18 protein-coding genes and 1 riboswitch are annotated in these 18,777 nt (G+C 45.9%); of the genes, 8 read left to right on the top strand and 10 right to left on the bottom strand.

The genetic code is table 11. The features are described 5' to 3' along the window. Positions 1 to 765, bottom strand: a complete 765-nt coding sequence (locus ORJ00_RS18050) for a substrate-binding periplasmic protein (RefSeq protein WP_306140497.1) — start codon at positions 763 to 765, stop codon at positions 1 to 3. Between the two features lie 44 nt (positions 766 to 809). Beyond that, the gene (locus tag ORJ00_RS18045) at positions 810 to 2,009 is read right to left on the bottom strand and encodes a DNA recombination protein RmuC (protein WP_306140496.1); all 1,200 of its coding nucleotides are present in this window, start codon (positions 2,007 to 2,009) and stop codon (positions 810 to 812) included. A 76-nt stretch (positions 2,010 to 2,085) separates the two neighbouring features. Here ORJ00_RS18045 and ORJ00_RS18040 point away from each other — a divergent pair, with 76 nt between their 5' ends. Further along, on the top strand, positions 2,086 to 2,664 hold the full coding sequence (locus ORJ00_RS18040; protein ID WP_027671155.1) for an LON peptidase substrate-binding domain-containing protein: 579 nt from the start codon (positions 2,086 to 2,088) through the stop codon (positions 2,662 to 2,664). On the opposite strand, the gene ORJ00_RS18035 is transcribed toward ORJ00_RS18040, so the two are convergent. Both ORJ00_RS18035 and queE read right to left on the bottom strand, forming a co-directional pair. Next, the gene (locus ORJ00_RS18035; RefSeq protein ID WP_027671156.1) at positions 2,661 to 3,068 is read right to left on the bottom strand and encodes a DUF6841 family protein; all 408 of its coding nucleotides are present in this window, start codon (positions 3,066 to 3,068) and stop codon (positions 2,661 to 2,663) included. The two genes, ORJ00_RS18040 and ORJ00_RS18035, sit on opposite strands and share 4 nt — an antisense overlap. Then, positions 3,069 to 3,734, bottom strand: a complete 666-nt coding sequence (queE, locus tag ORJ00_RS18030) for a 7-carboxy-7-deazaguanine synthase QueE (protein WP_027671157.1) — start codon at positions 3,732 to 3,734, stop codon at positions 3,069 to 3,071. It lies immediately after the preceding gene. 115 nt (positions 3,735 to 3,849) lie between these two features. Between queE and queC the strand changes: the two genes are divergently transcribed. Then, entirely contained in the window at positions 3,850 to 4,506 is a 657-nt protein-coding gene (gene queC, locus ORJ00_RS18025) for a 7-cyano-7-deazaguanine synthase QueC (RefSeq protein ID WP_306126775.1), read from the top strand. 173 nt (positions 4,507 to 4,679) lie between these two features. Here the strand turns inward: queC and lysC are convergent, their stop codons facing one another. Then, a complete protein-coding gene (lysC, locus tag ORJ00_RS18020) occupies positions 4,680 to 6,032 on the bottom strand; it encodes a lysine-sensitive aspartokinase 3 (RefSeq protein ID WP_306140495.1) in 1,353 nt (450 codons plus the stop codon). Positions 6,033 to 6,138: 106 nt separating this feature from the next. Further along, positions 6,139 to 6,311: riboswitch (Lysine riboswitch) on the bottom strand. Positions 6,312 to 6,488: 177 nt separating this feature from the next. Continuing rightward, positions 6,489 to 6,758 carry a DUF3081 family protein gene (locus ORJ00_RS18015; RefSeq protein WP_305975641.1) on the bottom strand — a complete coding sequence of 90 codons (270 nt, stop codon included), beginning with the start codon at positions 6,756 to 6,758 and terminating at the stop codon, positions 6,489 to 6,491. Positions 6,759 to 6,855: 97 nt separating this feature from the next. Here ORJ00_RS18015 and ORJ00_RS18010 point away from each other — a divergent pair, with 97 nt between their 5' ends. The 6 genes from ORJ00_RS18010 to ORJ00_RS17985 all read left to right on the top strand — a co-directional run bounded on the left by ORJ00_RS18010 (position 6,856) and on the right by ORJ00_RS17985 (position 14,524). Then, positions 6,856 to 7,458 (top strand): hypothetical protein, encoded by a 603-nt coding sequence (locus tag ORJ00_RS18010; protein WP_305975639.1) that lies wholly within the window; start codon positions 6,856 to 6,858, stop codon positions 7,456 to 7,458. Positions 7,459 to 7,579: 121 nt separating this feature from the next. Beyond that, positions 7,580 to 9,298: a M28 family metallopeptidase gene (locus ORJ00_RS18005; RefSeq protein ID WP_306140494.1), complete on the top strand. Its 1,719-nt coding sequence runs from the start codon at positions 7,580 to 7,582 to the stop codon at positions 9,296 to 9,298. A gap of 159 nt (positions 9,299 to 9,457) precedes the next feature. Beyond that, complete coding sequence (locus ORJ00_RS18000) at positions 9,458 to 12,016, top strand: intermembrane phospholipid transport YdbH family protein (RefSeq protein ID WP_306140493.1); 2,559 nt, start codon at positions 9,458 to 9,460, stop codon at positions 12,014 to 12,016. After that, positions 12,013 to 12,201, top strand: coding sequence for a YnbE family lipoprotein (locus ORJ00_RS17995; protein WP_305975633.1), 189 nt, complete (start codon positions 12,013 to 12,015; stop codon positions 12,199 to 12,201). The genes ORJ00_RS18000 and ORJ00_RS17995 overlap by 4 nt, the downstream gene beginning before the upstream one ends. 10 nt (positions 12,202 to 12,211) lie before the next feature. Continuing rightward, complete coding sequence (locus ORJ00_RS17990; protein ID WP_305975631.1) at positions 12,212 to 12,565, top strand: YdbL family probable chaperone protein; 354 nt, start codon at positions 12,212 to 12,214, stop codon at positions 12,563 to 12,565. Between the two features lie 81 nt (positions 12,566 to 12,646). Further along, complete coding sequence (locus ORJ00_RS17985; protein WP_306140492.1) at positions 12,647 to 14,524, top strand: tetratricopeptide repeat-containing diguanylate cyclase; 1,878 nt, start codon at positions 12,647 to 12,649, stop codon at positions 14,522 to 14,524. Positions 14,525 to 14,593: 69 nt separating this feature from the next. Here ORJ00_RS17985 and ORJ00_RS17980 read toward each other — a convergent pair whose 3' ends face one another. From ORJ00_RS17980 to ORJ00_RS17965, 4 genes are all read right to left on the bottom strand, one after another. Continuing rightward, positions 14,594 to 16,054, bottom strand: a complete 1,461-nt coding sequence (locus ORJ00_RS17980; RefSeq protein ID WP_306126769.1) for a carbon starvation CstA family protein — start codon at positions 16,052 to 16,054, stop codon at positions 14,594 to 14,596. 392 nt (positions 16,055 to 16,446) lie between these two features. Further along, positions 16,447 to 16,677: an RNA polymerase sigma factor gene (locus ORJ00_RS17975; RefSeq protein ID WP_306140491.1), complete on the bottom strand. Its 231-nt coding sequence runs from the start codon at positions 16,675 to 16,677 to the stop codon at positions 16,447 to 16,449. Positions 16,678 to 16,839: 162 nt separating this feature from the next. Beyond that, on the bottom strand, positions 16,840 to 18,210 hold the full coding sequence (locus tag ORJ00_RS17970; protein WP_306140490.1) for a serine hydrolase domain-containing protein: 1,371 nt from the start codon (positions 18,208 to 18,210) through the stop codon (positions 16,840 to 16,842). A 107-nt stretch (positions 18,211 to 18,317) separates the two neighbouring features. Further along, positions 18,318 to 18,710, bottom strand: a complete 393-nt coding sequence (locus tag ORJ00_RS17965; protein WP_306140489.1) for a glyoxalase superfamily protein — start codon at positions 18,708 to 18,710, stop codon at positions 18,318 to 18,320. Positions 18,711 to 18,777: the final 67 nt, after the last annotated feature.

Here is an 18,777-nt window from a genome sequence, read left to right as displayed (position 1 = left end):
TTAGTGCTGTAGTTTGGTATAAAACTTCAGTCTCTGTTGAATAAATCCACTGTTCACTATCTCGTTTAGCGCCGTTTTAATCTGTTGCGCCCGGCGTGGCGAGAAACGGCTCAAACCGCAATATACGCCTGGTGGTTCTGACCAAAGCGGATCAGCTGAAAAACTCTGATCTGCTGACGTCTGAACATAGAAGTGATAGGACAAATCTACAGTCATCACCACATCTAATCGGCCTTGCTTTAACCGCAGCAAATTACTCTCCAGCGAATGAGCATCGTCACGAATAACATCGCCTGAACGAAAAACTTGCTCTAGCTCTGGATAAGTAAAGCCACGGCTAGTGCCTACCCGCTTGCCTGCTAAATGTTGGATGCCGGTAACCGGCTTCGCCTCGCGTCGGCGCACTAACAACTGCTGAGTTGTAAATAACACATCCGTCCACAACAAGTCATCTGGTTGTTCAACCCAATCGGGGTTTAAAAAGCACGCTAGATCAGCCTCACCTTGCAACAACCAAGGCTCTACACGTGCCCTGGGCAGGTTAATATAAACCACGGGCAGCTCAAGATATCTTGCCAACTCATCAATGATGTCTTTGCTCAAGCCCGATTGTAATTGATTATCAGCATTGAAAATGGCATAGGGCGCGGTGTTTGAATCACTAACAATTGCCCTGAGTACCTGAGAAACCTGAGAGGCATGAGCAACCAAAGGCAACGCTAAACACAGCAATAACAGATATACCCTTCGTGCTAACGTTTTCATTGACCACCTGTTCAAACAATACATCAATTAGTACTAATATTAGACTAATCACTTTCTTCCAGCCATTCAACCTTCTCTATCTGGCTAAAACGACTGCTTATTTTATGTGCGGATGTATGAATTTGTTTTACATCTACTGCAGCTTGATCAATATGTTTTGCCAGGTTATCAAAACGCCCACGGAAACGCGAAAAATCATCCGCCAGCTTAATGAGATGCTCTTGTATCAAATGAATTTGGCGGCGAGTGGCATCATCTTTCAATACACTTCTGGCAGTTGTTAACACGGCCATAAGCGTGGTTGGTGAGGTTAACCACACACGCCGCCGATAGGCTTCCTCTACAATATCCGGATGATATGCATGCAATTCAGCGAATATCGCCTCAGCGGGTAAAAACATAATGGCGCCATCAGCGGTTTCATTAGCGATGATATACTTGTCAGCAATATCACTGATGTGTTTTTTGATGTCTACTTTAAACTGGCGTTGAGCTAATTTGCGCTCTTCCGGCGTCATCTGAGGATCGGTCATTTTTTTGTAGCTTTCCAACGGAAACTTCGCATCTATTGCGATATCACCACTGGGTTTGGGTAAAAATAACATACAGTCGACAATACGGCCGTTGCTTAGCGTGTGCTGCAAAGAGAAATGCTGCTCGGGTACAACATTTCTAATCAGTGCAGTTAATTGCACCTCACCAAAGGCACCACGTGAGCGCTTGTCAGCCAACACCTCTTGCAAACTCACGACATTGCTGGACAACTCAGTTATTTTTTTCTGCGCGTCATCAATCAATGCGAGGCGCTTCACTATGTCGGTAAACGTTTGGTTGGTTTTTTCAAACCCGTCACTTAAACGCTTTTCAACCTGACCGGCAATGTCTTTTAAACGTTGATCAATACTTTGTGTTAGTTGCTTCACTTGATCTGCCAGCGTCGAAGCTTGATGTTGTAAATTTTTACTTAGCTCAAACCGGGCCGCTTGCTGCGTTTCTGTAATTTTATGTAGTACCTGCAACAGGTTATCTTGCTGCTGTTGCTGCAACTGCTGGCGCTGTAGATGTAATTGCTCTAACAGCTGCTGTTGAAATTGGGCCTGTTGCTGCACTAACTCCAGCCTATTATTCGCTAACTGTTCAGCAATACCGTGATGCGGCCCACGCCTTAAAAACAGTGCCACTAGCACTAGCAAGTTCAGACAGCCTACGCCAACCAGTATATACATCCAATGCGTCGTACTCATAAATCCTCAATTTGGGCAAACCACTATCGTTAGTGCTGCGTATAAGTTGAAACTATACAACTTTATCAGCGGCATTATGAACGAACTGGCATTATTTGCGCTAAACAGTTTTATTTTACCAGAAGGTCGTATGCGCTTACGCGTATTCGAGCGCCGTTATGTGCGGCTGATAAGCGAAGCCAGCGCAGGCAAGCGCGACTTTGCCGTGGCACAAGTGAATCCCTATGTCAGCCAACATCACCCGGACCGAATTCTACCGCTGGCAACCAAAGTACGCATTGAGGATTTTGAGCAATTAGAAGATGGACTTTTGGGCGTAACAATAGCCGGCATTGAGAAGGTGAAAATTATTTCACGTTGGCAGGAGGCTGATACACTTAACATCGCACAGGTACAAACACTTGATAGTTGGACAGGCATTGAAATTGAAAATGAATATCAACCACTTAGCCAACAACTAGAAAAATTGCTTCAACAGTACCCTACACTTAAAGCACTCTACCCCCAGCCCAGATATACCGATGCTGCCTGGCTTGCATCACGCTATTTGGAGTTGTTACCGATGCAGCCGGCGCTAAAACAACAACTGGCATTAGAAACCAGCCCAACACCTTGCCTTAATAGCTTGCAGTCATGGTTGGCACCGCAAGCCTAAGCGCGATTAGCCGCCCTATTATACGCCGCCTGCTCATCATCCAGAATAATGGCAACAACCTGCCAAACGTCTTGCTGATATTGCAACGTATAAGAAGTATGGCAAGTAAAAATTATCTTTGCGGACGCGTCATAAAAACGCCAATAAAGGCTGGCGAACTGCAATTGATCAGATAAACGCAATTGGTGCTGCAACACAAAATCGGCCGTTACCACCCCTAGCTGGCGATACTTAGTCACCTGTGCAAGTAAATGTTCACGCAGGCTGTCTCTATCAACTAATAGCACTTTACGGTCACCTGATAACAACATACTCGGCAGTGATATCAGCTGCTCAAAAGCATCAAGCTCGTTGTTAACATAGGCAGTGCTGTAGTGCTGGAAAAAATCATTTACCGTTTGCATCTAGCTAATCCCTAAGTATTTATGTACCTGTACACTCAGTCGCCAATTGTATTTTTTGCACATAGCAATCGCCAGCTCAGTGGCACGGCGTTGCTGGCTGATTGGCTGCAAATAGACGAGCTTAGCGGTTATATCGGTTTGTTGCAATAACCGCAACAACTCATCAATATGCTTCTCCATCGCTACCGGATGCTTAATTTCGTTAGCACGATCTAGTGCACTTTGCAGTACTTTATAACCACCGGCCATATTCACTTTCGGTGAAACCGTTACCCAGGTTTTTGCCGGGGCCTTAATCTCAAAGGTACCACTGGTTTCAATTTGTGTGCTGTAACCTTTACTGTGCAGCGCTTCACACAACGGATTTAGATCGTACATACAGGGTTCACCACCGGTGATCACCACATGTTTGGCCTGATAGCCCTCCTTGACAAACAACGCCAGGATTTCTTCGACACTAACACCGGCCCAATGCTCTGTCTCTGCAGTTTTAATCACGATGTCACCAAGCGGTAGGCGCTGCTCGTCGTTCACTTCCCAGGTGTGCTTAGTATCACACCAGCTACAGCCAACCGGACAACCCTGCAAGCGGATAAAAATGGCTGCTGCGCCGGTAAAACTGCCTTCGCCCTGTATGGTTTCAAAAACCTCATTAACTTTATACACTCTGTGCTTAGCCCTTTAGCCGTCAGCTGAATTACTGTACAATGCGCGCCCCCGACGATACTGTCGGCGACGTTCGCGAAAAAATTACGATGTATTATACAAGAGAGAGCCTGTTATGCCGAACAAAGTTGTAGTGATTTACTCCGGAGGAATGGATTCATTTACCGTGTTACATAAAGCGGTACTGGCAGGCCACGAAGTATACGCATTGTCATTTAACTATGGCCAGCGCCATGTCAAAGAGTTGGAATGTGCAGCACAGGTATGCCAGGAGCTAGGGATTAACCATAAAATTGTTGATATATCAGCAATTAATCAACTACTTGCAGGCTCTTCATTAACCGACAATATTGATATTCCGGAAGGTCACTACGCTGCCGAAAATATGAAATCTACCGTGGTACCTAATCGTAATATGATTCTGTTGTCACTGGCAGTAGGGTATGCCGTCTCACTGGGCGCCTCACAGGTTTATTACGGCGCACATTCTGGCGATCACTTTATTTATCCTGACTGCCGGCCGGAATTTGTGCAAAAAATGCATGACGTTTGTCAGATAGCCAACTACGAGCCGGTGGATATTATCAGCCCTTATCTGGCGCAAACTAAAATTGAAATTCTGGCCGACGGCCTTGCTATGGGGCTAGACTACGGCAAAACCTGGACCTGCTATAACGGCCGCGAGAAAGCCTGTGGTAAATGTGGCTCTTGTCAGGAGCGATTAGAGGCTTTTACGCTGAATAACACCATTGACCCGCTACCTTACGAATAGACTCACTAACAAATAATCAGACCGGTCGTTTAAAACGAACCGGTTTGCTCACACCAACACGCCGTAAATCCATCCGTGGGGGCTAGTCTCAGCCCGTCCGGGGCCTCAACGGTTGGCTTAGAGCAAATCGATTCTCACTTAAGTTATCTGTGCAATTAATCAGCTATTTGTTTTCAGGCAGCACTAAACAGATTCTGGTGCAGCTGTTTAACGACAGCGGGAGCATCGGCATCCTGCACTAGAAAGCACAGGTTATGTTTAGACGCGCCATGACAAATTAGCCGCATATTAATGCGCTCTAAGGTATTGAACAGATCACCAGTAATACCTTTGCTGCTATGCAGATGGTTGCCAATAACGGCCACTAAACTTAAGCCCTGCTCCACTGACACTTCGCAAAAACTTCTCAGCTCCGCCAGTGCGGGTTCGACAGATACATTAAATGCGCTAGTCATGCCGCCTTCGTCCAGCGTAAGTGCTACGCTGATTTCAGACGTGGTCACTAAATCTACCGAGATTTGATGCCGGCTTAAAATATCAAACACCCGGGTTAAAAAACCGGCGGCGTGTAACATGGCCGGGCTTTTTACCGTGATCAGCGTTTGAGATTTTCTAAGTGCAATAGCTCGGTACGGCGGGCGTTCTTTTACGTCTTTGGCTATCCAGGTGCCGCCGGCTTGTGGTTCGCGACTGGAGCCAACAAACACCCCTATATTGCAGCGCATCGCAGGTATCAAGGTAGCAGGATGCAGTACTTTGGCGCCAAAAGTAGCCATCTCAGCCGCTTCGTCAAAGCTGATTTCTTTAATGCAGCGCGCCTGTTCGGTTAAACGTGGGTCAGTGGTAAAAATACCCACTACATCGGTCCATATTTGCACCACAGATGCACTTAACGCTTCGCCAAGCAGTGCAGCGCTATAATCTGAACCGCCGCGACCAAGCGTGGTGGTTTGCCCAAGGTCATCCGCACCAATAAAGCCCTGGGTTACCACCACGTTATCCGCCAATAAAGGCTGCAAGTGTATGGCACATAACTCACTAATTTGAGTAATCTGTGGCTCACCTTTACCAAAACGACTGTCAGTGCGCATAACACGACGGGCGTCAAAACATAAACCGGCCGCACCACGTTCACGTAGTACCTGCGCAAACAATACTGAGCTTAAACGCTCACCGAAGGATTGGATCTCATCCTTGTGAGCAGCGCTATACACCGCACCACTTTGTTCTATCAGTATTTTTAGTGCCGATAGCAACTGCGCAATATCAGCCGCAACGACATCAGGCTGCTGCAACCGGTTTAATACCGCCAGCGTAATGCGTTCAATGCCCTGATAGCAAGCATAGCGCTCGCTAACATCAGTGTGTTTGGTAATATCGACCAGCAGGTTAGTGACACCGGAGCTGGCGCTAACCACCACTAAACGAATAGCCGGTTCCGCCAGAATGATATCAGCACAGCGCGACATCGCATCGAAGTCTGCGACACTAGAGCCGCCGAATTTTGCAACAATAAGATTGGACAAGGTTGCCTCTCCTTATAAAACATAATAAGCAGAGCATGGCATTTGCTAACAGCAAAACGAGAATGAAACAGAGAGCTTCTGTAAATTCTGAAAACTGTACTTAACAAAGGCCAGAAGCTCTCCACCGAAATTCAGGTGACAGTCGTAAGGATTCAGCCTTAACGACCGGGAAATACAGCTCTATAACCGCATTTCCCTCGGCGTTAGTCCCCCTTATTCAGGCTACGATGTATAGACATCTGTCCTGAACTACCTGGCTAACGCACCTCTTCTGGTCTATCAGATATGATTGACGGGCGACACCTTATCCTGTTTTGGCCTTTCAAGCAATAGCCTTTTAGCCGTCCAAACAGCTATTTATTCAGATAAAGCCCGCTGTAGTCTCTGCCAGCACTGATATTTGTGCGCTATGGTAGCGGTTTAAACTGAACAAATCCTTAGCAATAATGAAATAAATCAATAGTTATGGTTAATTTTTTTAAGCTGTGACACAAAGGCGTCCATATCAGCCTCATTGGCAGCATCGCTGTGCCATTTGTTATGGAAGCCCAGTGTTAACTGCACCTTGCCATCGCTTAAATACACTTCGTAGCCATCAAAGCCGGAATTCACCGTTATACCATCCAACTCAAAACCAGCGCCCAATTCGTTGTTAACAGCGCTGCCGTGTTTTTCCACCTTGCCAAACACGCTAAGTAGAAATTTGCCATCTAATTCATTTTGCATTTTCAATACTCCTGTCGTCATTCACTTAAGAGTAACACCGGTTTGCAGCCATTACGCGCAAAGGTTATAGTCCGGCCGTGTTATTTAGGAGAGATATATGCACAGAACTCTGTTTACAACCACTATCGCCCTGAGCTTTTCGGCCATCGCCACCGCTGATATTGTGCAACCGGCACCACTGGTGTCCATTGCCAGCCACGATGCTTACTTTGATAATCTGCGCGCGCACTGCGGTAAAGCCTTTGCGGGCAAAGTGGTAATGGACACCCCAAAAAGTGATGGCTTTGACGGCAGCTTAATTATGCATGTGCGTAAATGTTCAGACAGCCAATTACAGATCCCGTTCCATGTTGGCGATAATCATTCCCGCACCTGGATCATCACAAAAACCGGATCTGGCCTGAGTTTAAAGCATGATCACCGTAACAAAGACGGTAGCCATGACGTCTCTACTATGTATGGCGGCCATACCACGGATGCGGGTTGGTCAAACGTGCAAAGCTTTCCGGCCGATCAGTACTCTAAAGAACTATTCTCTCGATTGGGTAATCCACAGTCAAATACCAACATCTGGCAAATGTATATCTACCCGCAAACCTTTACTTATCGCCTGATCCGGGAAGGCCGGGAGTTTCGCGTTGACTTTGACCTTACCAAACCGGTGGCTTTACCGCCCACTCCATGGGGCTACAAAGACTAAGCGCGTTATAACTGCGACCACTATACTGGTCGCTGATTTTTAGATACGTTAAGATAAATAGCTTTTAACACAGAACGCTGAGACTACAGCGACATATAACGATAAAAACCACGGAGTGACTATGATTACCCTTTCCAGGTTTACGCTACTAGCCGGAGCTTTTGCGGCAGGCACCTTGCTAAGCGCTTGCTCAGAGCAAAATGCTGATATAAAAACTGCTGAAGTAAAACCAGCAGAGCTGGCTGATACGGCCACCAAGACCCCTGAATTGAAATTCGCCGACGTTAACCCACGATTAGGTGAATATATAAAAACGCTGTCCTCAGATGAGTTTCAGGGCCGCGCCCCTGCCACCAAAGGTGAAGAGTTAACCGTGGCGTTTTTAGAAGATAACTTCCGTCGAATCGGTTTAAAACCAATAGACGGTGACAGTTACAAGCAACCGGTATCGCTGGTGCAAATTGACCCGAAACAAGTGTCTGCCATGACGTTAAAAGGCGACAACCTGCCAGCCCAATTTAATTACCGTGACGACATGACAGCATGGACCAAGCAGGTTACGGAACAAGTTGACGTGACTGACAGTGAAATGGTGTTTGTTGGCTACGGTATTGTTGCACCAGAATATAACTGGAACGACTATGAAGGCCTGGATGTAAAAGGCAAAACCGTGGTGATGTTTGTTAATGACCCAGGGTTTGCTACGCAAGATCCATCACTATTTAATGGCAATGCCATGACCTACTACGGCCGCTGGACCTACAAATATGAAGAAGCTGCCCGCCAGGGCGCCGCTATGGCACTAATCATTCATGAAACTGATGCTGCTAGCTACGGCTGGGGCGTGGTGGCACATGGCTCACCGATAAAATTTGATTTAATCAATGAAAATAAAAATGCCGATCTGGCAAAAGTAGAAGGTTGGGTTACTACTGAGTCAGCTGAAAAGCTGTTTGCCAATATTGGTACCGACTTAGCCACTATGCATAAAAAAGCGCTGGAAAAAGACTTTAAAGTAGTACCTCTAAATGCTACTGCATCGGTTAGCGTAAAAAACAACTTGCGTGAGCTTACCTCAAGCAATGTCGTTGGCTATATCGAAGGCAGCAAATACCCGGATGAGTTTGTATTGTATATGGCACACTGGGACCATCTGGGTATGGATTTTTCTAACCCCAATAATAAGGTGTTTAATGGCGCGCAGGACAATGCGTCCGGCACCGGTGGCTTACTGGCTCTGGCCGAGTATTTTACTCAGCAACAGCAACCAGAACGCTCTATCGCATTTGTTGCAGTTACCGCCGAAGAGCGTGGTTTATTAGGTTCAGCCTGGTATGCTGCCAACCCGGTATTCCCGCTGGAAAAAACCGTTGTCGGTATTAACATGGACGTGATGAACGTCTACGGCCCAATGAAAGACATGGTGATTGTCGGATTAGGCAACAACAATGCAGAAGATATTTTAATCAAATACACCGAACAACAAGGCCGCTACGCCGTGCGCGAGCATAACCCTGAAGCCGGTATTGCTTATCGTTCAGACCACTTTAATCTATCAAAAAAAGGCGTACCCATACTGTATGCAAAAGGTGGTAACGACCATTTTGAAAATGGCGAAGCATGGGGCAAGGCACAGCGTGCCGAGTACAACAAATGTTGCTATCACAAGGTAGGCGACGAATATAACGACAACTGGGACTTACGCGGTGCGCAGCAGGATTTATTCTTGTTTTATCAGGTAGGTAACGAGCTGGCAAACAGTCGCAACTGGCCAAACTGGCATGAAGGCAACGAATTCCGCGCCCTGCGTGATGCCTCAGCCGCGGCTCGTAAAGAATAACCGGTGAAAGGTTTGCGTTAACAGTATTGCTTAATATCAGGGCAGCTCTAGCTGCCCTTTTTTATGTCACTGCAACACCTTGTTAAACAACGTGATATATTCATTATCTATTCAGTAGATTCGCTTTAGTCTCAGCTTAACAACTTAAAGGATCCCGTTATGCGCAGGTGGCAAAAAACGCTGCTTATAGCTTTAGCACTGTTACTGCTGTTAACAGCAAGCGCATATTGGTATCTGCAAAAAACGCTCGCTGCCCTGCCGTTGCAAAACCTGCAATACCAGATCAGCAGCCTTAGCTTGCGTCAGTTACACCTTAGCGGCGTTAGTTTCAGCCTTGATAACCCGGAATTAGAGATACAACTCAACGATATAAACCTAAGTTGGCAGCTGTTCGACCCCAGGTTAACCAAAGTACAACTTGGCAGCGGTGATATCCGTTTATTACAGTGGCCGCAAACAGCTGATAACAACACGCCTACAACCGCAGACTCTTTGCCTGCAGATTGGCAACTGCCAGCAAACCTTCCTGAACAGATAAACATTAACCAGTTGGTACTGCATCTGCCTTGTTCCGAAGGAGACTGCAGCTACCAGCTGTCTGCAGCTTTAGATAACGTAGCACAACAACTGCAATATCAGCTTAGTGCAGCAGACACCAACACCCCGAATACACCCCGCTTAACCCTTAGCGGCGATTACACTACCGTGCAGCAGCTACCACTGTTAAATTTGCGTCTGGATTTAGATAACAACACGCAATTGCAACTTCACCAGAAATTAAGTGGCCATAACAGCATTGATGTCACTGGCAAGCTAACCATAGATATTGCCCCCCCATCACCCTGGATAATCCAACAACTGCAATTATGGCAAGCCGCTGTTCCGCCAGAAGCCCTCGAGCGCTTTACTGCCCCCGTGTCAGTTCGAAGCGACTGGCAGTTCCAATTGCCTGGCACCTCCTCGCTGGCAAACATAGCCGCTGAAGCGAGCGGACATTGGCAATTAGATGCTGAACTGCCCTCGCCTTTAGTACTTCCAGGCATTGGTCAGTTACAAGGCCGTGTTACAGCCAAACTGGGCCTACAACACGGCGAACTCAGCCAATATCAACTTAATAGCCATTTAACCTTATTACAACCAGAATTATCCGAAGATTTACTGCAGCAGGGCATTAAAGCCGACAGCGTCGATATCACACTCACCGCCGACGGACACACTCTGCCACAGCTTACTGCGCTGCCATTAAAACTGGCACTAAGTTCCAAAGGCGCCACCGAGGTTGATATTACGGGTGATGCAACGTTCAACCTCACCCCCCCTTTTAGCGCACAAATACATAATGGCAAGCTTGGCCTATTGCAGCAGCAATTAAAGCCGGCCCCAGACGTTCTTTTGCAGAAGCTTGCGCTGCAAACTCAGTTTAATGCGTATTGGCTGGCCGACCAGTGGCAACTGGATCTGCAAAATACCACTGCCGATTTTGCTTCACTTAATACAACAGACATTCAGCTACTCAAGGGTAATATCACCACAAAAAACAGCCGTTTTAGTGGCGATACGTTGTTTAACAACACCACGTTGCAAGCCGCAGTTGGCGTTAACATTGGCCAGCTAAAACAAGCACAATTAAAACCTCTTAGCTGGCAATGGCAGGCGGAACTTAGCGGCAATTTACGCGAGCTAAGCGTGGCCGGACAACTGACAAACAGCGCCAGCCTGGGTGTTGCACATCAACTGCGCTATGTTAACGACGCCTTTACCGTTAGCTGGCAACTGGACGACATATTTTTACTTGCGGGTAATCCGCTGGCGGCAACATTGACCAGTTGGCCAGCGCTGTTAGAACTTAACCGAGGACGGCTTGATGCAAGCGGCGAAGCAAGCTTGTTGCCAGCAATAAACACCAAAGCCGAGCTCAGCTTGTCTGGCGTCAGTGGTATTTATGATCGCAGCCTGTTTAAAGACTTAGCCAGCACCATACAACTGGAATACGAAAACGGGCAAATTCTAATCCATGCACCAGAAACACGCCTGGCAGAAATTAACCATGGCCTGATTGCCGGCCCTTTGCTACTTAATGCTGACTACCGGACCAACATGGATGCTATCAGTGCAGGAAAACTGGATATCAAACAGCTACAAATTAATGCCATGGGAGGGCAAATCCAATTGCAACCCACCCAACTGGATTTAGCATTGGCTCAGCAAGATGTGGTACTAAAACTACAACAAATTGCACTAACAAATCTGTTGCAACAACATCCCACGACTGATTTAACCGGCAGTGGCCTTATCTCCGGCACCGTACCGCTTCGAATTAATCGCACTGGCGTTACCGTGAATAACGGCGCAATTGCCGCAGAAAGCCCGGGTGGAGAACTACAATACCGGCCTGCCGGAGCCCAAAATATGGCTGCAGGAAACGCAGGGATGAAAGTGGTGCTCGAAGCATTGGATGATTTTCACTACTCCGTACTTTCCAGCGACGTTAACTATGACACGCAAGGCAAGCTGAGCCTCGCATTGAAACTACAAGGTAGCAACCCGGCACTGGAAAATGGCAGAGCCATCAACCTTAATATTAATCTGGAAGAAGATTTACCCGCGCTAATTACCAGTTTGCAACTTAGCAGCAAAATCAGTGACAAAATAAAACAGCGGGTACAACAACGGATCCAACAGCAAAGCATAAAAAACACTAATGGAGTTAAACCATGATACAACAACTAAGCGCAGCGGCAGTGCTGGCGCTGGTTCTGGCCGCTTGCACCCCAAAGGTGCAGGTCGCTTTGCCAGCCGAGCCAATCAACATTAACCTGAACGTTAAAATTCAGCATGAAATTTATATCAAGGTCGATAAACAGTTGGACGAACTGTTCAGCGACGACAGCGGTTTATTCTAAGGAGCCCAACATGAAACTGATTAAACATATCAAAATGCTACTGTTGCCTGCCCTGTTCGCGCTAAGCTTGCCGGTACTGGCAATGAACTTGCAACAAGCCATGGCGGCACTGGGCCAGGCTAAAGCCCAAGGACTCGTTGGCGAGCAAGCTAATGGTTATTTGGGTGCGGTACAAAATGATGCTAATACAGCCGACATTGTAAAGTTAATTAACGATGCACGCCGGGCAGAATATAGCCGCTTAGCGCAGCAAAATAATATTGCAGTTGCCGATGTAGAAGCCATGGCCGGCAAAAAAGCACTGGAACGTACCAGTGCCGGGCATTATATTTTGTTAGATGGTAATTGGGTTAAAAAACCTTAAGCTGAAACACGGTTGCTGAGACGCCATTTATTGGCGTTTCAGCTATGCTATATCAGCACATTCTTTATTGGGATCAACTGTTTGAAAGCATTTACGTTTGTCACACTGTTGTTTTTCAGTTTTGTCACTGTTGCCGAGATAGCGAAGCAACAGCAATTCGATCGTTTAATTGAGGAAATTAGCAGTGGTGAGCGGTATTTTTTTAAGCCCGAGGATTTTCGTCAAACACTTGCTGAACTTGAAAATGCATTACCGCAAAACGATGCCGAACGCGCCAATATACTAGACAGACAGCGCTGCCTGTTGGCTTATTTTGATAATCCAGCAGCAGGAATCGCCTTTAGTAAAACAAAATTAAACCAGGCGCAATCTGCTAACGATTTTCCAGCACAATATGACTATCATACCTGTCGGTATTACCTGTACAACATGCTGGGTGAAAACGAACTCGCCCTGAAAAGTGCCAATCTCGCTCATAGCGCCGCCGAGTATAGTGAAGACCCGCTGTCTATAGCCCTAAGCGAGACCGAACTTGGCAACATATCATCTTATCAAGGCAATTACGCTGATGCGTTAAACCATTATCTCAGTGCCTATCCGCGTTTACAGCAGCTTGGTTACAAACCTTATATTAGCGATCTGGTGTTATCTATAGCGTCGGCATATCGACGCATGGGGCTATACGACAAAGCCATTACCTATATTGACGAAGCGGAAAAAGAATTTAATGCGCCAGAGGAACGTTTTCGGCTCGCCATGATCATGCATGAAAAAGCGTTTTCTTATGCAGAACGTGGCGAACCTGAACAGGCATTAGCACTTTTTAACCAGTCTATCGACGTCTATAACGAACTCGCTGTACCTGAGTGGATAGCGTACACCAACGTAAACCTGGTGTGGATATATAATTTACTGGGACAATTCGATAACGCGCTTGCTGTTGCCGCAGAAGCCGAAAGTGTATTAAACCATGGTAACCCGTCTAATATGGCGAATTTGCAAACCTACCAAGCCTTACTAGCATTATATAAGGGCGAAGCTTTATTGGCAGATAAGCAAGTAAACGCCGCCTTAGAAAGCTTAGCGTTAGCAGACAAGTTACTGTCAGAGCAAGCGGTACCGCGTTATATGCTGCAGCTGCACTTACACTACGCCGATGCGCTGGCGCAAGCCGGACAATATTCGCTGGCCTATACAAAGTTAGGACAATATGTTGAGCTGAATAATCGCCAACAAGCTAACGCCCGAGAGCAACAAGCTAACTTATTACGATTTCAATTCGATTTTACCCGCCAACAAGAAAAGAACGATCAATTAGCCGCTGAAAAACTCGCCGCTGAACAATACATTAGCACATTACAGCTGGCACAACGCTGGCAGTATGTTGCGATCATCGCAATAGTGCTAATGCTGTTCATTCTGGTGTCTTTTGCCGTTTCACTGAAAAAACGAAATCGAAAACTGCACCGTCTGGCCATGACAGATGAATTAACCGGTATCGCCAACAGGCGCCGTATTATGATGCTTGCAGAGCAAGAACGTGTCAAAGCAACGGAAACATCCTCGCCCATCTGCCTGCTTATTATTGACTTAGATCATTTCAAAAAAATTAACGATAATCATGGCCATGATGCCGGTGATATCGTGTTACAGCAGGTCTGTTTAACTATTAGTAGTGTACTGCGTCAGCAAGATCACTTTGGCCGCACCGGCGGTGAAGAATTTTTAATCATACTGCCCAATACTGATATAAACCAGGCCCAGCCTATTGCCGAGCGGGTTCGCCGTTCTGTTGCGGCAATAAACCTAAGCCTAATACAATTAAACTTACAGGTAAGCTGCAGCATAGGGTTAACCCAAGCCAAGCCAAAAGAATTACTTAATGCCAGCATTAGCCGGGCAGACAAAGCGTTATACCAAGCTAAAGCAAACGGCAGAAATCAGGTTGTAGAAGGTTAACCCAACCATAAAAAAACAGCCCGGACTTACGTCAACGGGCTGCGTTTTATAGATATAGCCTTACCAATACTACGCCGCTACAGTGCGTTTTTGATGCGCAAGTACTACGCCAATAAGCCCGACAACCGCGATAACAACACCAATAGGCTTGCTGTAGTCCATGGGCAAATTCAGCCCAATGCCTGCAGTGGCAATATAAGATAAGGTAATTGCAGTCCCGATCACCGCAGGAATACTAACAATCCAGTGGAAGGTGCCACGGTCAAACAGATACTTAGTCGCTAACCACAACACGCTGGTTGATAACAACATATTTGAGAACGCGAAATAACGCCAAATCACTGAGAAATCAAGGAAGGTCATAAGGTAGGCAACGCCCAGTAAAGGCGCGGCCAACGCCAGGCGATGCTTGGTGGTTTGAGAAATACTAAACGCATCCATAATGGTTAAGCGCAAAGAACGAAAGGCAGTATCACCAGAGGTTATAGGGAAAATAGCAACCGCAAGAATTGCCATTACGCCACCAAAAATACCCAGATAGCTGGTTGCAATGTGATTAACGACCAACCCCGGGCCACCTTGTGCCAGCATCATTTTTAGCTCTACATAGCCGCCAGGAAAAGCAGCAATACCCGCCAGCGCCCAGACACAAGCCACAATACCTTCGCACATCATGGCACCATAAAATACTGGCCGGGCATATTTTTCATTGGTAAGGCAGCGGGCAATCATCGGTGATTGGGTCGAGTGAAAGCCACTGATGGCGCCGCAAGTAATCGTTAAAAACAGCAAGGGCCACACCGGAGCGCCGTCTGGGTTTGGTACTAAAAAGTCGTCATGATGATGGCCATCAAAGTAAGCAAATATGTCGTTTATCTGCGGCAAATGCGGTGCTTCAATTAACAAGGCAATGGCAATTAATGACGTCATAACGATCATCAACAAGCCAAAAAACGGGTATAACTTGGTAATGATTTTATCTATCGGCAGCAGGGTTGCTAAAAAATAATAGGCCAGTATAACCAGCACCCAAAACGTGTTGCCGGCTAAAAATGTACCTTCAAAAAAAGACAAATTACTTAACAGCCCCGCCGGGCTCATAATAAATACCACACCAACAAAAAACAGCAGCATGGCGGTAAACACTAACATAACACCTTTAAATACAATGTTGTAATAATGCCCCGCTATCTCTGGTAAACTTTTACCGTCTTCTTTTAAGCTCATAACGCCAGAAAAATAGTCATGCACCGCGCCGCCAACCACATTGCCAATAACTATCCAAACCAGGGCAACCGGGCCATATACCGCACCCAGGATAGGACCAAATATAGGGCCTACACCTGCCACATTTAAAAACTGAATGAGAAACGCCTTTACCGGGCTTATTGCCACGTAATCAACGCCATCATTTAAGCGCGCTTGCGGCGTTTTTGCCTTAGCATCTATCCCGGCTTGTTTTTCAACAAAGGGGCTGTAAAACTTATAACCGAGTATGAGTATGGCAATACAGATAAAGAAAATTAGCATAACGCAAATTCCTGATGTTTAGTGCAGTAATCGCAATACCTGCGCAGTATTGCAATAAAGAGAATTCTAACCTGCAAGATTAGCACGCTTATTTCAAAGTCACATACTAGCCAATAGTCGAAGAACGGTTTAACAGGCCCACCAGCCGGTTTACAAGTGGCCTAACAAAATTATGCTTCCGCTTCAATATGTTACTCAGCTTAATGAAGAATAATGCCACCTTTGTGGCAGTTACCTGAAACTATTTGTTGCGCATTCTTTGGCGCACTTTGTTCGAATGCCACGCCGCAGGCACGACAACAAGGATGACAATCGCGGCTAAAATCCACAGATAACTTTGGCCCATCAGGCTGAGGTTAGCGATGTCAGCCGTCTGGTCATTGTTTATCTGTTTAGCGAAAGAAAAGGGTGTCGAGCTTTTTCCAAGCTTCGACAAACGCTTCTTGCGCTATGTCCTCACTGTTTTTTAAGTCACCTACTGACGAATAGGCTAACGAACACAGCAAGTTTTGATAGCGTGTAACAATTTCACTAAAGGCCGCACGATTGCCTCCCAATGACGCCATTACCAAAGCGGCATCGTTGTAATCTACTATTTCCATACGTTTTTTAAAAATGTTCATGGTTCTTACTCTCTGCTTCTGAACCAATAAGTGCCAAAGCTGGCACAAAAGGTGACAGGAATATCTAAAAAAAACCGCTGAAAGCTAAATATTTATTAAATAACGCTAAACTTTAATTCTTTAGGGGAAGTAACGCTGCCTTTGTTGGTTAAATTGCGCAACTTACTGGTTTGTGGCGTCATAATTCAACGCATTAAACTGGCTGTTGTAACCGGCATTTAATGCTTTTGCTTTGGCAAACGCTGCTTTGGCTTCTTCAGCGCGTCCGGCACTGAAATAGCCATATGCTAAGCCATCATATACTTCAGCATGTTGTGGATATTTATCAGTCAGATATTTAAAAAAGTAGATGGCATTCTCTGCTTTACCCGCCGCAACGAGTTCTCGGGCAAGATCGGTCAGCGTTTTGCCTATAAATGTTTGATAGCCAGCTTGTTGGTAGACCGCTTCAAATTGCGCATTAAATACGTTTTCCCCAAGCTGCAGATACTGTTGATAAGCAAATAATGTGGCAGGCAACTTAACAGCTGAGTATTGGCCAGAAACCGCCAGGCTTCTTAGGATTGTGGACAGCTCTTCCGCTACCAGCCTATCTGTATTTGCCAAAACAATCACCCAGGTATCATTAGCAAAATCCAGCTCAACAGCGGTGCTTACCCCAACCCCACCACCGAAAGCCAGCCACTGTTGCTGATCTTTCTGTAGCCTTTTGAATATGTTTAAACTGCGACCAGAGAGTAATTTTTTCTGTTCAAATAATTGATGATAAACAGCGTATAGCTCAAATACGGTCATTTCCCCACCGCCTCCTGGAGATTTGAACTCGAGCCTCGTTGGATCGATTGGCGACCGTTTTCCTTCGTAATTAAAATGATAAGGCAATGCCACAGTATCATGACCTAATTGCTCTGCTATAAGCACAGCTCGAGAGGGCTTCAATACATTTTTTTCTAATAACTCCCAGTAGTTCTGTTTGGTGATTTTCTCGAGAATGGCGCCCAAAACTACGTAGCCATAGTTTGAGTATTTTCGATCGCTACCTGGCGTAAATAACAGCGGCTGATTCTGCAAAATAGCCAGTTTTTCAGCGATATTTGTATATTGGGCCGGATTATTGCGGTATTCCGCAGTAAATATGTCAGCGAAACCAGAGCGATGTTCTAATAATTGTTGGATGGTAATGTCTTTTGTCTGTGGGTCTGTAAACCCCAATGCAAATTTATCAAGCGTGTCATTGAGTTGTATAAGATCATTGTCATAAGCCTGCAGCACTAAAACCGCAGTGAGATTTTTTTGGATAGACCCAATGTCAAAACGTGTTAACAGTGATACAGGCTTTAACGTTGACTCATCAGCATACCCTACCGCCTTTGCCAAAATGGGTTTGCCATTTTTTAGCACTAGCACAGAACCGGAAAAATCACTCTTTTGCTGATACTGCGCCACAAGCTCATCAAAGGCTGTATTAGATTCAGCCTTTACGAACGACAAATATGAGCTTAAGAGCAGCATAAATACGAGAGCTTTTTTCATAACGATCCTTGTATTAGGTCACTTGGCCTTGTGCTTAGTGCTTAGTCACTTGGTAAAGCGATTTGACATCCTAGCCAGCGCTTGTTGCTGACGGTAAAGTTTGATTGTTATGAGTCTGCTGAGTCATTAAACAATATCCTGTTTGAAAACGGATCTGTTACTGTGAAACATCTTGCTCCCCAAGGTGCATTCTCAATGCTTGGCTTATTGTATTTATATGGCTTAGTAGTAATTTGAACAAAGAGTTTATCAAGATCGCTTACATTGACGAAAACTTTACTGCCTGGCGTGCAGTCTCCAGAATGCTCACTTAGGTGTAGAACGAAATCGCCAAGCGATACTTGCATGTAAATTGGGTAGCCATCCTCAAAGCGATGCTCCCAATCTAACTCCATACCGAGAAAGCCAAGGTAAAACTCTTTGGCTTTATCTTCGTCGAAAATCCGCATAATCGGGATCGTCTGAAACTCCATGCCATCTACTCCATTACACATAGACATAATGACTCCCCACGAGGTGCTGACCTCCGAGTTCGTGGGTTAGTTTCGCAACCAGAGCCATACTGTA

It is taken from the genome of Rheinheimera baltica, from assembly GCF_030731985.1.
In the GTDB taxonomy this organism is placed as follows: Bacteria; Pseudomonadota; Gammaproteobacteria; order Enterobacterales; family Alteromonadaceae; genus Alishewanella; species Alishewanella baltica.
Note: the sequence above shows the minus strand (reverse complement) of the source record. Positions and strands in the feature narration are given on the sequence as shown.

Excerpts from the sequence above, each read along its gene's own strand:
- ORJ00_RS18050 (WP_306140497.1), bottom strand. The coding sequence starts at position 765 with ATGAAAACGTTAGCACGAAGGGTATATCTGTTATTGCTGTGTTTAGCG.
- ORJ00_RS18045 (WP_306140496.1), bottom strand. The coding sequence starts at position 2,009 with ATGAGTACGACGCATTGGATGTATATACTGGTTGGCGTAGGCTGTCTG.
- ORJ00_RS18040 (WP_027671155.1), top strand. The coding sequence starts at position 2,086 with ATGAACGAACTGGCATTATTTGCGCTAAACAGTTTTATTTTACCAGAA.
- ORJ00_RS18035 (WP_027671156.1), bottom strand. The coding sequence starts at position 3,068 with ATGCAAACGGTAAATGATTTTTTCCAGCACTACAGCACTGCCTATGTT.
- queC (WP_306126775.1), top strand. The coding sequence starts at position 3,850 with ATGCCGAACAAAGTTGTAGTGATTTACTCCGGAGGAATGGATTCATTT.
- ORJ00_RS18015 (WP_305975641.1), bottom strand. The coding sequence starts at position 6,758 with ATGCAAAATGAATTAGATGGCAAATTTCTACTTAGCGTGTTTGGCAAG.
- ORJ00_RS18010 (WP_305975639.1), top strand. The coding sequence starts at position 6,856 with ATGCACAGAACTCTGTTTACAACCACTATCGCCCTGAGCTTTTCGGCC.
- ORJ00_RS18005 (WP_306140494.1), top strand. The coding sequence starts at position 7,580 with ATGATTACCCTTTCCAGGTTTACGCTACTAGCCGGAGCTTTTGCGGCA.
- ORJ00_RS18000 (WP_306140493.1), top strand. The coding sequence starts at position 9,458 with ATGCGCAGGTGGCAAAAAACGCTGCTTATAGCTTTAGCACTGTTACTG.
- ORJ00_RS17995 (WP_305975633.1), top strand. The coding sequence starts at position 12,013 with ATGATACAACAACTAAGCGCAGCGGCAGTGCTGGCGCTGGTTCTGGCC.
- ORJ00_RS17990 (WP_305975631.1), top strand. The coding sequence starts at position 12,212 with ATGAAACTGATTAAACATATCAAAATGCTACTGTTGCCTGCCCTGTTC.
- ORJ00_RS17980 (WP_306126769.1), bottom strand. The coding sequence starts at position 16,054 with ATGCTAATTTTCTTTATCTGTATTGCCATACTCATACTCGGTTATAAG.
- ORJ00_RS17975 (WP_306140491.1), bottom strand. The coding sequence starts at position 16,677 with ATGAACATTTTTAAAAAACGTATGGAAATAGTAGATTACAACGATGCC.
- ORJ00_RS17970 (WP_306140490.1), bottom strand. The coding sequence starts at position 18,210 with ATGAAAAAAGCTCTCGTATTTATGCTGCTCTTAAGCTCATATTTGTCG.
- ORJ00_RS17965 (WP_306140489.1), bottom strand. The coding sequence starts at position 18,710 with ATGTCTATGTGTAATGGAGTAGATGGCATGGAGTTTCAGACGATCCCG.